General features: G+C 62.7%; 13 protein-coding genes and 1 pseudogene. 6 read left to right on the top strand and 8 right to left on the bottom strand.

Going from position 1 to position 12,575, the window contains the following annotated elements:
• Positions 1–129: 129 nt before the first annotated feature.
• Positions 130–1,207 (top strand): annotated as a pseudogene (gene recA / locus QM694_RS05245) (recombinase RecA).
• Positions 1,208–1,424: 217 nt separating this feature from the next.
• Positions 1,425–4,085, top strand: a complete 2,661-nt coding sequence (alaS, locus tag QM694_RS05240; protein WP_415005898.1) for an alanine--tRNA ligase — start codon at positions 1,425–1,427, stop codon at positions 4,083–4,085.
• Here the strand turns inward: alaS and QM694_RS05235 are convergent.
• Positions 4,082–4,411, bottom strand: coding sequence for a low molecular weight protein tyrosine phosphatase family protein (locus QM694_RS05235; protein WP_415005897.1), 330 nt, complete (start codon positions 4,409–4,411; stop codon positions 4,082–4,084). The two genes, alaS and QM694_RS05235, sit on opposite strands and share 4 nt — an antisense overlap.
• A complete protein-coding gene (locus QM694_RS05230) occupies positions 4,408–4,869 on the bottom strand; it encodes an Lrp/AsnC family transcriptional regulator (RefSeq protein ID WP_415005896.1) in 462 nt (153 codons plus the stop codon). The genes QM694_RS05235 and QM694_RS05230 overlap by 4 nt, the downstream gene beginning before the upstream one ends.
• 122 nt (positions 4,870–4,991) lie before the next feature.
• Here QM694_RS05230 and QM694_RS05225 point away from each other — a divergent pair, with 122 nt between their 5' ends.
• Both QM694_RS05225 and QM694_RS05220 read left to right on the top strand, forming a co-directional pair.
• The gene (locus tag QM694_RS05225; RefSeq protein ID WP_415005895.1) at positions 4,992–5,231 is read left to right on the top strand and encodes a DUF6356 family protein; all 240 of its coding nucleotides are present in this window, start codon (positions 4,992–4,994) and stop codon (positions 5,229–5,231) included.
• A 27-nt stretch (positions 5,232–5,258) separates the two neighbouring features.
• Positions 5,259–5,759 carry an L-2-amino-thiazoline-4-carboxylic acid hydrolase gene (locus tag QM694_RS05220; protein WP_415005894.1) on the top strand — a complete coding sequence of 167 codons (501 nt, stop codon included), beginning with the start codon at positions 5,259–5,261 and terminating at the stop codon, positions 5,757–5,759.
• An 8-nt stretch (positions 5,760–5,767) separates the two neighbouring features.
• Here QM694_RS05220 and QM694_RS05215 read toward each other — a convergent pair whose 3' ends face one another.
• The 5 genes from QM694_RS05215 to QM694_RS05195 form a co-directional block, all read right to left on the bottom strand.
• Positions 5,768–6,232 (bottom strand): GFA family protein, encoded by a 465-nt coding sequence (locus QM694_RS05215; RefSeq protein WP_415005893.1) that lies wholly within the window; start codon positions 6,230–6,232, stop codon positions 5,768–5,770.
• Positions 6,223–6,687, bottom strand: coding sequence for a GFA family protein (locus QM694_RS05210; protein WP_415005892.1), 465 nt, complete (start codon positions 6,685–6,687; stop codon positions 6,223–6,225). Before QM694_RS05210 ends, QM694_RS05215 begins: the two co-directional genes overlap by 10 nt.
• 61 nt (positions 6,688–6,748) lie before the next feature.
• The gene (locus tag QM694_RS05205) at positions 6,749–7,408 is read right to left on the bottom strand and encodes a LysE family translocator (protein WP_415005891.1); all 660 of its coding nucleotides are present in this window, start codon (positions 7,406–7,408) and stop codon (positions 6,749–6,751) included.
• Positions 7,371–8,582 (bottom strand): NADP-dependent isocitrate dehydrogenase, encoded by a 1,212-nt coding sequence (locus QM694_RS05200; RefSeq protein ID WP_415005890.1) that lies wholly within the window; start codon positions 8,580–8,582, stop codon positions 7,371–7,373. The genes QM694_RS05205 and QM694_RS05200 overlap by 38 nt, the downstream gene beginning before the upstream one ends.
• Positions 8,583–8,653: 71 nt before the next feature.
• Positions 8,654–9,535 carry a LysR substrate-binding domain-containing protein gene (locus QM694_RS05195; protein ID WP_415005889.1) on the bottom strand — a complete coding sequence of 294 codons (882 nt, stop codon included), beginning with the start codon at positions 9,533–9,535 and terminating at the stop codon, positions 8,654–8,656.
• A gap of 91 nt (positions 9,536–9,626) precedes the next feature.
• On the opposite strand from QM694_RS05195, the gene QM694_RS05190 reads away from it, so the two are divergent.
• Both QM694_RS05190 and QM694_RS05185 read left to right on the top strand, forming a co-directional pair.
• The gene (locus QM694_RS05190) at positions 9,627–10,772 is read left to right on the top strand and encodes a gamma-butyrobetaine dioxygenase (RefSeq protein ID WP_415005888.1); all 1,146 of its coding nucleotides are present in this window, start codon (positions 9,627–9,629) and stop codon (positions 10,770–10,772) included.
• On the top strand, positions 10,769–11,236 hold the full coding sequence (locus tag QM694_RS05185; protein WP_415005887.1) for an HD domain-containing protein: 468 nt from the start codon (positions 10,769–10,771) through the stop codon (positions 11,234–11,236). Before QM694_RS05190 ends, QM694_RS05185 begins: the two co-directional genes overlap by 4 nt.
• Positions 11,237–11,347: 111 nt before the next feature.
• Here the strand turns inward: QM694_RS05185 and QM694_RS05180 are convergent, their stop codons facing one another.
• Positions 11,348–12,496: a dimethylsulfoniopropionate demethylase gene (locus QM694_RS05180; RefSeq protein ID WP_415005886.1), complete on the bottom strand. Its 1,149-nt coding sequence runs from the start codon at positions 12,494–12,496 to the stop codon at positions 11,348–11,350.
• Positions 12,497–12,575 lie beyond the last annotated feature (79 nt).

Here is a 12,575-nt window from a genome sequence, read left to right as displayed (position 1 = left end):
TCGTTCCATTTCAGTTCTTTTTGCGTTCTCCCTCTTGCGTCGGAAACAAAAATAGAACATATTGAAAACACCAACGCAACAGCACGTGCATTTGCGTCGGGTGGACCCATATGGAATAAGGAGTTGGCAATGGGGCAGGCGAATCTTCGGGTCATCGAGAACTCTTCCATGGACAAGAACAAGGCGCTCGACGCCGCTTTGAGCCAGATCGAACGGGCGTTCGGCAAAGGTTCAATCATGAAGCTCGGAACCAGCAAGGCTCTGGAGATCGAGTTCGATTTCAACAGGTTCCCTCGGGCTCGATATCGCGCTGGGGATCGGCGGCCTGCCCAAGGGCCGGGTCATCGAGATTTACGGGCCGGAATCCTCCGGCAAGACCACGCTGGCGCTGCAGACCATCGCCGAGGCCCAGAAGCGCGGCGGCGTGTGCGCCTTCGTCGATGCCGAGCATGCCATGGACCCGGTCTATGCCCGCAAACTCGGCGTCAACATTGACGATCTTCTGGTGTCCCAGCCCGATACGGGCGAGCAGGCGCTGGAAATCGCCGACACGCTGGTGCGCTCGGGCGCTGTCGAAATCCTGGTCATCGATTCGGTGGCCGCACTCACGCCGCGCGCCGAACTTGAAGGCGAGATGGGCGACCAGCTTCCCGGCCTTCAGGCGCGGCTGATGAGCCAGGCGCTGCGCAAGCTCACCGGTTCGATCTCCAAGTCGAACTGCATGGTGATCTTCATCAACCAGATCCGCATGAAGATCGGCGTGATGTTCGGCTCGCCCGAAACCACGACGGGCGGCAATGCGCTGAAATTCTATGCCTCCGTGCGCCTCGACATCCGCCGCATCGGCTCGATCAAGGAGCGCGACGAGGTGGTGGGCAACCAGACCCGCGTGAAGGTCGTCAAGAACAAGGTGGCGCCGCCCTTCAAGCAGGTGGAATTCGACATCATGTATGGCGAGGGCATTTCCAAGGTCGGCGAGCTGATCGACCTTGGCGTGACAGCCGGTGTCGTCGACAAGTCCGGCTCCTGGTATTCCTACAACGGCGACCGGATCGGGCAGGGGCGCGAGAACGCCAAGACCTTCCTCCGCCAGAACCCCGATGTTGCGGCCTTGATCGAAGCGCAAATCCGCGGCAATGCCGGGCTCATTGCCTCGGCCCTCACCAAGGGCGATGCGGGCGACAAGGATGATGGCGACGGCGAATAAAGCGCCGCTGCTCCCTGATCCCATTCCGGCGCTCCCACCCCAGGAGCCCCGGTATCGCAGGTGTGGCCCCACACACCGGTAAGCGAGACGCCCTCCGTACCCCCGGAGGGCGTTGTCCCGTTTCGAGGGTTGCGCACCCCTCAAGAATTCTGGACAGGGGCGGGAGAGGCCCATAAAAGGGCCGTCCGCCATTCCACCCCTTTCCTTCGGACACGACATGACCGGGCTTGCGCAAATCCGCTCCACCTTCCTCGATTTCTTCCGCCGCCAGGGCCATGAGATCGTCGCCTCCTCGCCGCTCGTTCCGCGCAACGATCCGACGCTGATGTTCACCAACTCCGGCATGGTGCAGTTCAAGAACGTGTTCACAGGCGCCGAGAAGCGGCCCTACACGCGCGCCACCACGGCGCAGAAATGCGTGCGCGCCGGCGGCAAGCACAATGACCTCGACAATGTCGGCTATACCGCCCGCCATCACACCTTCTTCGAGATGCTCGGCAATTTTTCCTTCGGCGATTATTTCAAGCCCAACGCCATCGAATGGGCGTGGGAGCTGGTGACGAAGGAATACGGGCTTCCGAAGGACAAGCTGACCGTCACCGTCTTCTCCGAAGACGATGAAGCGCATGGGCTGTGGAAGAAGATCGCAGGCCTCCCCGACAGCCGCATCATCCGCATTCCGACCTCGGACAATTTCTGGGCCATGGGCGATACAGGCCCTTGCGGGCCCTGTTCGGAAATCTTTTTCGACCATGGCGACAAGATTGCCGGCGGCCCCCCCGGCTCGGCGGACGCCGATGGCGACCGCTTCATCGAAATCTGGAACCTCGTGTTCATGCAGTTCGAGCAGGTGTCGAAAGAGGAGCGCATCAGCCTGCCGCGCCCGTCGATCGATACAGGCATGGGGCTTGAGCGCATCGCCGCCGTGCTGCAGGGCAAGCACGACAATTACGACATCGATCTCTTCCGGGCGTTGATCTCAGCCATCGTCGAGCAGACGGGCGTTCCCGCCGAAGGCAAGGCCAAGGCGTCGAACCGCGTTATCGCCGATCATCTCCGCGCCTCGTCCTTCCTCATCGCCGATGGCGTGCTGCCATCGAACGAAGGCCGCGGCTATGTGCTCCGCCGCATCATGCGCCGCGCCATGCGCCATGCCGAACTGCTCGGTATGCGCGAGCCGCTGATGTGGAAGCTGGTGCCCGCGCTCGTCCGCGAAATGGGCGCTGCCTATCCGGAACTGATCCGCGCGCAGGGCCTCATCACCGATACGATGCTTCTGGAGGAAACCCGCTTCCGCAAGACGCTGGAGCGGGGCTTGCGCATTCTTGATGACGAATCGGCGAGCCTCACGCAGGGAGATACCTTCTCCGGCGAAACCGCCTTCAAACTTTATGATACCTATGGCTTCCCGCTCGATCTCACGCAGGATGCGCTCCGCCCGCGCGGCATCAAGGTCGACACGGAGAAATTCGAAACCGCCATGGAGGCCCAGCGCGCAGATGCGCGGAAAGCCTGGAAAGGCTCTGGCGAGGCCAAGACCGACGCCATCTGGTTCGATCTCCGCGAGCGGCTGGGGGCGACGGAGTTCCTGGGCTATGACACCGAGACGGCGGAAGGCGTGATCCGCGCCATCGTGGCGGATGGAAAAGACGTCAGCACACTGACGAAAGGCCAGCAGGGCACGGTGATCCTGAACCAGACGCCATTCTACGCCGAATCGGGCGGCCAGACCGGCGATCACGGCGTCATCCGCACGGCGGATGGCGCGCTCTTCCGCGTCACCGATACGCAGAAGCGGGTGGGCGACCTGTTCCTGCACCTGGGCGTCGTGGAAGAGGGCACGCTCAAGCCGGGTGCTGCCGCCGAACTCATCGTGGATCGCGCGCGGCGCGGCGGCAACCGCCAGCATCATTCCGCCACCCATCTCCTGCATGAGGCACTGCGCATCACGCTGGGAAGCCATGTGGCGCAAAAGGGCTCGCTGGTGGAGCCGAACCGGCTGCGCTTCGATTTCTCGCACAACAAGCCGCTGAGCGATGATGAGCTTTCGCAGGTGGAGCAGATGTCCAACGAGATCGTGCTGCAGAACGATCCGGTGACGACGCGCCTGATGTCGGTTGATGCGGCGATTGCCGAAGGCGCCATGGCGCTGTTCGGCGAAAAATATGGCGACGAGGTGCGCGTCGTTTCCATGGGGCGGAATGTGCATGGCGCCGGCAAGCCCATCTATTCGCTGGAGCTGTGCGGCGGCACGCATGTGGGCCGCACCGGCGACATCGGCCTGATCAAGGTCGTCTCCGAGGCAGGCTCGGCTGCCGGCGTCCGCCGCATCGAGGCGCTGGCCGGCCCCGCGGCGCGCGCCTATCTCGAAGAGCAGGACAAGCGCGTGCAGGCCGTGGCGGCGGCGCTCAAGTCTTCGCCATCCGAAATCGTCACCCGCGTCGAGGCGCTGATGGACGAGCGCCGCAAGCTCGAGCGCGAACTGGCGGAAGCCAAGAAGCAGCTGGCGCTGGGCGGCGGATCGTCATCGGGCGATGACGGCATCAGCGAGGTGAACGGCATCAAGTTCATGGCGCGGGTGCTGAAGGGCATCGCCCCCAGTGACCTCAAGGGCCTGATCGATGACGGCAAGGCAAAGCTCGGCTCGGGCGTCATCGCGCTGATCGGCGTCAATGATGAGGGCCGCGCCGGCCTGATTGTTGGCGTCACGTCCGATCTCACATCGCGGTTCAACGCGGTTGATCTCGTTCGCGCGGGCACGGCGGTGCTGGGCGGCAAGGGCGGCGGCGGCCGCCCCGACATGGCGCAAGCCGGCGGCCCCGATGCCGCAAAGGCGGATGAGGCGATTGCGGCGATCAAGGCGAAGCTTTCGGCCTAACGGCTGCGCAGAAACGGACCGGCTTTCGCTTCCAGCAGCCGCACCAACTCCGGCTGCATGAAGCCGTAGTCATCGGGAATATCGAGGCATACGATGCGTTTGCCGTTGAGGTGGCGGCGGAAATTCCGCCCTAGCCGGCTGCGGTGAGCCTTCTCCATCACGAACACCACGTCGGCCCAGTCCAGTTGCTCAGGTGAAAGCGGAGAGATCGCGTCGGCATTGAGACCTGCAGAGTCCGTCTCGACATCCGGCCACGCGGAAAACACCTGTTCAGCCGTTGGGCTTCGCAATTTATTCTGTGAACAGATGAATAGTGCCTTGATCACGCTGCATAGCCCAATGGCAGTTCGGTGGTCTCCTTCACCTTCTCCATGACGAAGAAGGAGGAGACATCGGTGAGCGGCACCTTGGCGATCAGGCGCTTGTAGAGGCGGTCATAGCCCTGCATGTCCGGCACCACGGCCTGCAGCATGTAATCGGTTTCACCCGTTGTCCGGTAGACGCCGGTGATTTCGGGAATGTCCTTTACCGCCGCGCTGAAACGGTCGAGCCATGTCTGGTCGTGGGCCGAGGTGCGGATGGCGATGAAGGCCGTGAGGCCAAGGTTGAGCTTTGCCGGATCGAGCAGCGCCACGCGGGCGCGGATTACGCCCGTGTCTTCCAGTTGCTTCACCCGCCGCCAGCAGGCATTGCGCGACAGGTTCACCCGCGACGCCAGATCCTCGATAGAGAGGCTGGCATCCCGCTGAAGCTCCCGCAGAATCGCGTTGTCACGGTCATCCATAGCCATATTTCCGATTTTTATGGGATATTTTCTCAATTCTGATTAGGAAGCAAGGGAGATTTGGGAGCCTGTTTCGCCGCATTCGTGGCATTCTGCGCGAATTATCAAAAGGGGAAAACGCCATGGCCAGCTTCAAGCAGATTTTCCACGATCACCCCGCGGCGGTGGGCGAGAGCTATTTCGAGCACATGGCCTTTGCGCTGACGTTTTCGGCGAGGCTGTTCCGCGCTGCGTTCGCCGCGTTCGCTCATGGCTTCGTGCCCGCCGTGTGCGAGACCACCGCGTCTCAGGCCGTGCTGGACATGCACGATGAAATCCGTGCCCGCCGCGCCGCTCTGGCGCATGGCATCGCGGCTCGATAGTCTTGCGGCCTCCCGCAGGAGGCACACATGAAAAAGCCGGACGGACATGCGATGTGGCGGGCGCTGAATGACGCCAACAAGGCGCGGGCGCTTGTCTATGTGGAATTTTTCCGCGCCATGGAGCGGCGGTTTGGCCATGAAGTCGCAGTCCAAGTCACGCGCGAGGCAGTTTATAATTGGGGCCGCACGCTCAGCGGAGATTTGGGAACCCATTTGCCCTCGGACTTCGCAGGGCTGTGTCAAAGCTTTGCCTATGCGCCGGATGGCGGCGCCATGTTCACCCCTGATGTCGAATCGTGTTCGGAAGAGGGATTGAATGTCCAGTTCATGACATGCCCGCTCAAATCGGCGTGGATAGAGGCGGGGCTTTCCGATCAGGAGGTCGCCCTGTTCTGCAGCATGGCCGCTTGCGCGGATTATGGCACGCTGGAAGGCGTGGGATACAAAGTTGATATCAAGACCTGGCAGCCGGGCGGGGAAGGCTGTTGCAGCCTGTCCATTTCAATTCCAGACGCTCATCGCCGCTAGACGACCGCTCAATCGTGATCCGGGTGCTGGAGGCTCTTGAGCTTCTGGCGGACATCGGCGGGAATGTCGTCCTCGGTGCGCGATCCCGGCAATTCATGCAGATGCGCGAAGGCGGGAAGGGCGGATTCGAGGCCGTACTGCTGCTCCGGAGTTACCGCCTCCGGGTGATCGAGCGAGCCGATGGAAAGGCCGATCTTGTCCTTGGTGTCATAGGCAAAGGTCAGCGGCGTGCCGCATGTGGGGCAGAAGCCGCGCTCGACGATGGATGACGAGCGGAAGAAGGAAGGCTTGCCCTTTGTCCACTCGAGGTCCGAGCGCGTCACGCCCACCAGGGCCGCGAAATAATTGCCGAACGCCTTCTGGCACATGCGGCAATGGCAGATGTGCGGATTGTCGAATGCTCCGTACACGGCATATCTGACGGCGCCGCACTGGCAGCCGCCGGTGGCGCGCGGTGTCCTGGTCATGGCCAATGTTCCGTATCGTGATCGGGATGCTGGCGCGTGGGATATCGGCCCTCGGCGGCGAGCGGGTTGTTCTCGTTCGTGGTCTGTTTCGGCAGATGCGGCATGCCGTCAAACCAGGCGAGCTTGCTTTCCACGCCGACCTGCGTTTGCGGAGGGGCCGCGTTGGGATCATCCAGCGTGCCGATGGCGAGTTCAATGTTGGGATCGCCGTCATCGCGCATGTAAAGCGGCGTGCCGCAGGCGGCGCAGAAGCCGCGCGCCACGATGGGCGAGGAGCGGAATTCGGATGGCCTTCCGCGCGTCCAGGTGAAGTGCTCCACGGGTGCGCTCACCAGCGCCGCACCAAAACTGCCGAATGCCTTCTGGCACATGCGGCAATGGCAAATCCCGGCGTGGCCCAGCGGGCCTTCGATGTGATAGCGCACCGCACCGCATTGGCACCCGCCGCTTGCTCCTGTCACGCTCTCACTCCTCTGGCCGAACAACGGCACTCTAACTGAACTGTTCCCGCGCCAAAAGCTGTCAGCTTCGCGCCGCAATTACCAACGCCGCGCCTGCGATGGCGGTGCCCGAGACGCGGTTGAGCGTCTGCATGGCGCGGGGGTTGCGAAAGAACCCGCGCGCCTTGTGCGCGGCGATGCCGACCAGCCCGAAGATGCTGGACAAGATGACCAGAACGATCACAGCGCCAGTGAGATAGCCATTCAGCGTGAGCCTGCTGAAATCGATGATGGCGGGGAGAACGGCGAGATAGAAGACGATGGCCTTGGGGTTGGACAGCGTCACCAGCACGCTGGCCGTGAAAAGCTGCAGGTGCGACAGCTTCTTTCTGTCCGCGGTGGCGTCGAAGGACACAGGCTTTGCCCGCCACATCTTCACCGCGAGATAAAGCAGATAGGCGACGCCCAGCCATTTCACCACCATGAACACGGTGCCGAAGGTGTGGGCGAGGGCGGCGAGGCCCGTCGCCGCCAGCGTGTACCACAGCATGTCCCCGGCATAGATACCCAGCACCTGGGCGGGCGCGGCTTTGAGCCCGTGGCCCAGAACCTGCCCCACATAGGAGGCAAGGCCGGGGCCCGGCGAGATCACCGCGATCGCATAGGCCAGCGCGAAGACGAGGATGCCGTCCGCCGCCACAACCTCACGCCATGGCTTTCTGCAAATTGGCGTCCACAGCATCGAGGAAACCTTCGGTAGAAAGCCATGTCTGGTCGGGGCCTACGAGCACGGCCAAGTCCTTGGTCATCTGGCCGCCTTCGATGGTGGAGACGACGACCTTTTCCAGCGTATCGGCGAAGCGGGCCAGGGCTGCATTTTCATCCAGCTTGGCGCGGTGCCTGAGGCCGCCCGTCCATGCGAAAATCGAGGCAGCGGAGTTGGTGGAGGTTTGCTTGCCCTGCTGGTGCAGGCGGTAGTGGCGGGTCACGGTGCCATGCGCCGCTTCCGCTTCCACCGTCTTGCCGTCGGGTGTCATCAGCACCGAGGTCATCAGGCCCAGCGAGCCATAGCCCTGCGCCACGAGATCGGATTGCACGTCGCCATCATAGTTCTTGCAGGCCCAGACATAGCCGCCCGTCCACTTCATGGCGGAGGCCACCATGTCGTCGATCAGGCGGTGCTCATAGGTGATGCCCGCCTTCTCGAACTGCGGCTTGAACTCGGCATCGTAAATCGCCTGAAAGATATCCTTGAAGCGGCCGTCATAGGCCTTGAGGATGGTGTTCTTGGTGGAGAGATAGACGGGGTATTTGCGCGACAGGCCGTAGTTGAGCGAGGCGCGCGCGAATTCCTTGATCGACTCGTCGAGGTTGTACATCGCCATGGCGACGCCCGCACCCGGCGCCTTGAACACTTCCTTCTCGATCACCTTACCGTCATCGCCCACGAACTTGATGGTGAGCGTGCCCTTAGAGGGGAAGGTGAAGTCGGTAGCGCGGTACTGGTCGCCGAAGGCATGGCGGCCGATGATGATGGGCTGCGTCCAGCCCGGCACAAGGCGCGGCACGTTGCGGCAGATGATCGGTTCACGGAAGATCACGCCGCCCAGAATGTTGCGGATGGTGCCGTTGGGGCTCTTCCACATCTGCTTGAGGTTGAATTCCTTTACGCGCGCCTCGTCGGGCGTGATGGTGGCGCATTTGACGCCGACGCCATATTTCTTGATGGCGTTGGCGGCATCCACCGTCACCTGGTCGTCGGTCTTGTCGCGGTATTCGACGGAGAGGTCGTAGTAGTGGAGATCAACGTCGAGATAGGGGTGGATCAGCTTGGTCTTGATGAGGTGCCAGATGATGCGGGTCATCTCGTCGCCATCGAGTTCGACCACCGGATTCGCGACCTTGATCTTCGCCATGTGAAAAGCCTTCCGTTGTGCTCTGATAATTCCGGCAGCGGCTATAGCAGCCGGTGGCGCGAGCGGCAATTTCAGACTGCTGGATGATCCGCCGTTTGCGCGGCTTCGCGCAGCAGCCAGTCAACGGCGGCGCGGGCGGCGGGGCTCAACGCCTCACCGGCGCGGTAGCCTAAAAAATGACCATTGGGGCTCGGCAGGTCGAGGCTGGAAAGGCGCAGCAATTCGCCTTTGCGGATTGCTGCATCGACAAGGGGCCGCGAGCCCAGGAGAACACCCGCGCCCGCCTTGGCCGCTTCCAGCGCCACGGCGAAGGTGTCGAAGCTGTGAAAGCGGCGGAGCCTCACCGTCATGCCTGCCATGCGGAACCAGTCGTGCCACATCTCGCGCGCCCCGCGAACCGTGAGAAGCGGCAATTCGCTCCAGTTCGCGGCGTCGAGCGAGGGCGCACACAGCGGCGTCATGTATTCGGTGGTGAGGCGATGGGTTTGCAGCCCCGGCCATTGCCCCGCGCCGAAACGGATTTCGAGATCGGCGGAGGCCGCCGCATAATCCCCTGGCGCTGTCATGGTGGAGATGGCCAGCGCCACGCCGGGGAGCGCCGTGGTGAAGGCCGGCAGACGGGGTGCCAGCCACAAGGCACCGAAGGACGCTGGGGTGATGAGGCTGATCTCGGTGCCCGCCGTGCCGCCGAACAGTTCACCCGTGGTCTGCGACAGGCTGGCGAAGGCGGCCTGCACATGCGGCAGATAGGCAGCGCCTTCGGACGTCAGCTCCACGCCGCGCCGCCCGCGCCGGAACAGGCTTTTCCCCAGCGCCTGCTCCAGCGCCTTCACTTGCTGGCTGATGGCCGCTTGTGTGAGGCCCAACTCCTCGCCCGCCAGCGTGAAGTTCAGCCGCCGCGCCGCCGCCTCGAAGCTGCGCAGCCATGGAAGCCAGGGGAGATGATCAGTCATAAGAAAAGCGGTGTCTCACATCGAAAATTGATGATTTGCATCATGTCTTGCGAGGGGAGATGGTGCAACATCCAAATTTGAGGATTCTCCGATGCTCGATCTCGCTCCCAAACTTCTTGACGGCGGCCGGGCCGTTGAGCTGTCGCTCGACGGCAAGCGCCACCGTTTCCACGCCCTATGGCTGCGCGACAATGCCTGCGATGCCGCCACCCGCAGCCCCGGCAATGGCCAGCGGCTGATCACCATTCTGGATATTCCCGGCGACACGCGCATTGCCTCCGTGAGTGCCGCCAATGGCACGGTGCAGGTCCGGTTTGAGCCCGAGGGCAAGGACGTCACCTACGATGCCCGCTGGCTCGCGGCGCACGCCTATGATGGCAAGGCCCGGCACGATGCGGGCTGGACGGGGCCTGACATCATCCGCTGGGATTCGGGATTGCAATCGCAGGTGCCGTCCGAAGACTGGAAAGACGTGACCACCAGCCGGCAGGCGCTGGGCCGCTGGCTGGCCGCCGTGCGCCGCTATGGCTTCGCGGTCATGACCGGCACGCCGACCGACAGCGGCACACTGTGCAAGGTAGCGGAACTGTTCGGCTATGTGCGCGAAACCAATTATGGCCGCTGGTTCGAGGTGCGGGCCGAGGTGAACCCCAACAATCTCGCCTACACAAACCTCGGCCTTCAGGCCCACACCGACAATCCCTACCGCGATCCGGTGCCGACGCTGCAAATCCTCGCCTGTCTCGAAAACTCCGTGGACGGAGGAGATTCGATCGTCGTCGATGCCTTCAAGATCGCCGAACGCCTCAGGGCCGAGAACCCGGAAGGCTTCAGGCTGCTCGGCGGCAACCCGGCGCGTTTTGAATATGCGGGATCGAAAGGCATCAGGCTCAGGTCGAAGCGGCCGATGATCGAACTGGGGCCGGATGGCGAACTGATCGCCGTGCGCTTCAACAACCGCTCCGCCGCCGCCTTTACCGACATTCACTATGATGACATGGAGGCCTATTATGCGGCCTACCGGCGCTTCGCCGAACTGATCGAAGACCCGTCCATGGAAGTGACGTTCAAGCTCAAGCCCGGCGAACTGTTCATCGTCGACAACACGCGCGTCATGCATGCGCGCAAAAGCTTTTCGGGCACCGGCAAGCGCTGGCTGCAAGGGTGCTACGCCGACAAGGACGGGCTTTATTCAACGCTCGCGGCAATTGAGGAAGAAGAGGGCCATCGCCAGTGAAACCTGAACTCGACAAGACCAATATCGTGGCCTTCATCGCCGATATTTTCGAGCGGCGCGGCGCTGAATCCTATCTGGGCGAAGCGGTGACAATGGCGCAGCACATGCTGCAGGGCGCGGTTCTGGCCGAAAAAGCAAAGGCTCCGGAAGACCTCGTGGCAGCGGCGCTGCTGCACGACATCGGCCATTACACCAGCGAATTCGGCACGCTGTCGCTGGGCGACACGCGCGACAATTATCACGAGGAGTCCGGCGCCAAGGTGCTGGAGCCGTTTTTCCCCGCTGTCATCACCGAATGCGTGCGCCTGCATGTGCCGGCCAAGCGTTATCTCTGCGCCACCGATCCCGCCTATTACGGCAGGCTTTCCGAGGCATCAAAGCACACACTGTCGCTGCAGGGCGGGCCGATGTCGAAGGCGGAAGTGGCGGAGTTCGAGAAACCCCCTCTACCGCGAGGCTGTTGAAGTGCGCATCTGGGATGATGAGGGAAAAGATCCGGACATGCAGACGCCGCCCTTCCGCCACTACATGCCGATGCTGCAGCGGGTGGTGGACCGGCACTTCGCGGCGTAGCGTTACGGCCGCCAGAAGGGCAGTGGCGTCACGGTTGCCGCATGGCGCGCGCCATCGGGTGTTTCGAGCGTGAGCTTCGTTCCTTCTTCCCAAACCCCACGCTCCAGCATCGCGTAGCCGATGCCCTTGCCGAACATCGGCGAGATGGAGCAGGAGGTGAGTTCGCCCGCTTTCGTGGAACCGGCCCACACCGGCCACGGGCTGTCGCAGGCGGGCAGGGCCTTTGCGTCGATGAACAGTCCCATCATGCGGCGCGCGATGCCCTTCGCGTTGATCCTTTCCAGCGCGGCGCGGCCGAGAAATTCGATGGGCCTGTCGAGATGCACATATTTCTCAAGGCCGATCTCGAAGGGATTGTTGGCGTTGGTGAAATCATTGCCATAGGAGAGGAGGCCGCCTTCAATCCGCTCGGTGTTGTGCGGCGCGCCCGGCCCCACGTTGAAGGCTTGGCCCTGCCGCATCAGTTCATCCCACAGCGCGCCGCCCAGATGCCAGTCATTCACGTAAATCTCGAAGCCGCCCTGCTTGCTCCAGCCCGAGCGGGCCACGATGAAGCGGTGGCCGCGCCATTCGATTTCAGCGAAATGGAAGAACGTGATGGCGCGCACCTCTTCGCCCAGAACCTTTGCGCATAGGTCTTCGGCCTTCGGGCCTTGCACGGCGAGCGGCCACACATCCGGCTCGGCGCAGGTGACATCGAGCTTCATTCCCGCAGCCAGGCCCTTGGCCCACAGCAGCACATCGCTGTCGGCGATCGACAGCCAGAAGCGGTCCTCCGCCAACCTGATAAGGATGGGATCGTTGATCATGCCGCCCTTCTCATCCACCAGCGGCACATAGAGGCACTGGCCGGTCCGGCATTTTGAAATGTCGCGGCAGGTCATCAGCTGGGCGAGGCGCGCGGCGTCCCGTCCTATCAGTTCCACCTGCCGTTCGCAGCCGACATCCCAGACCTGCACATGGGTCTTGAGGTGATGATAATCCGCCTCATCGCCCCGGAACACTTCGGGCAGCAGCATGTGATTGTAGACCGAGAAGACGCGGCACCCCAGCGCCTCGACGCGCGAGGTGAAGGGCGTGCGGCGCATGCGGCGGCCCGCCGCGAGATAGGGCGTAGTGGCGGCAATGATGTTTGAGGGAGACTGTATCATGGAGCTTTCACGGCAAATGTCTGTGCGCGCCTCTGGTAAAGGCCAAGGGCGGCTTTGACAATCGCCTGCGGGCATGGCA

Origin of the sequence: Aestuariivirga sp. (assembly GCF_047602625.1) — a bacterium.
GTDB lineage: Bacteria > Pseudomonadota > Alphaproteobacteria > Rhizobiales > Aestuariivirgaceae > Aestuariivirga.
This window is presented reverse-complemented; position numbering and strand designations above follow the sequence as displayed.

Bases quoted from the DNA above. Each gene is read 5' to 3' on its own strand.
- alaS (WP_415005898.1), top strand. From the start codon at position 1,425: ATGACCGGGCTTGCGCAAATCCGCTCCACCTTCCTCGATTTCTTCCGC.
- QM694_RS05230 (WP_415005896.1), bottom strand. From the start codon at position 4,869: ATGGATGACCGTGACAACGCGATTCTGCGGGAGCTTCAGCGGGATGCC.
- QM694_RS05225 (WP_415005895.1), top strand. From the start codon at position 4,992: ATGGCCAGCTTCAAGCAGATTTTCCACGATCACCCCGCGGCGGTGGGC.
- QM694_RS05220 (WP_415005894.1), top strand. From the start codon at position 5,259: ATGAAAAAGCCGGACGGACATGCGATGTGGCGGGCGCTGAATGACGCC.
- QM694_RS05205 (WP_415005891.1), bottom strand. From the start codon at position 7,408: ATGCTGTGGACGCCAATTTGCAGAAAGCCATGGCGTGAGGTTGTGGCG.
- QM694_RS05200 (WP_415005890.1), bottom strand. From the start codon at position 8,582: ATGGCGAAGATCAAGGTCGCGAATCCGGTGGTCGAACTCGATGGCGAC.
- QM694_RS05195 (WP_415005889.1), bottom strand. From the start codon at position 9,535: ATGACTGATCATCTCCCCTGGCTTCCATGGCTGCGCAGCTTCGAGGCG.
- QM694_RS05190 (WP_415005888.1), top strand. From the start codon at position 9,627: ATGCTCGATCTCGCTCCCAAACTTCTTGACGGCGGCCGGGCCGTTGAG.
- QM694_RS05180 (WP_415005886.1), bottom strand. From the start codon at position 12,496: ATGATACAGTCTCCCTCAAACATCATTGCCGCCACTACGCCCTATCTC.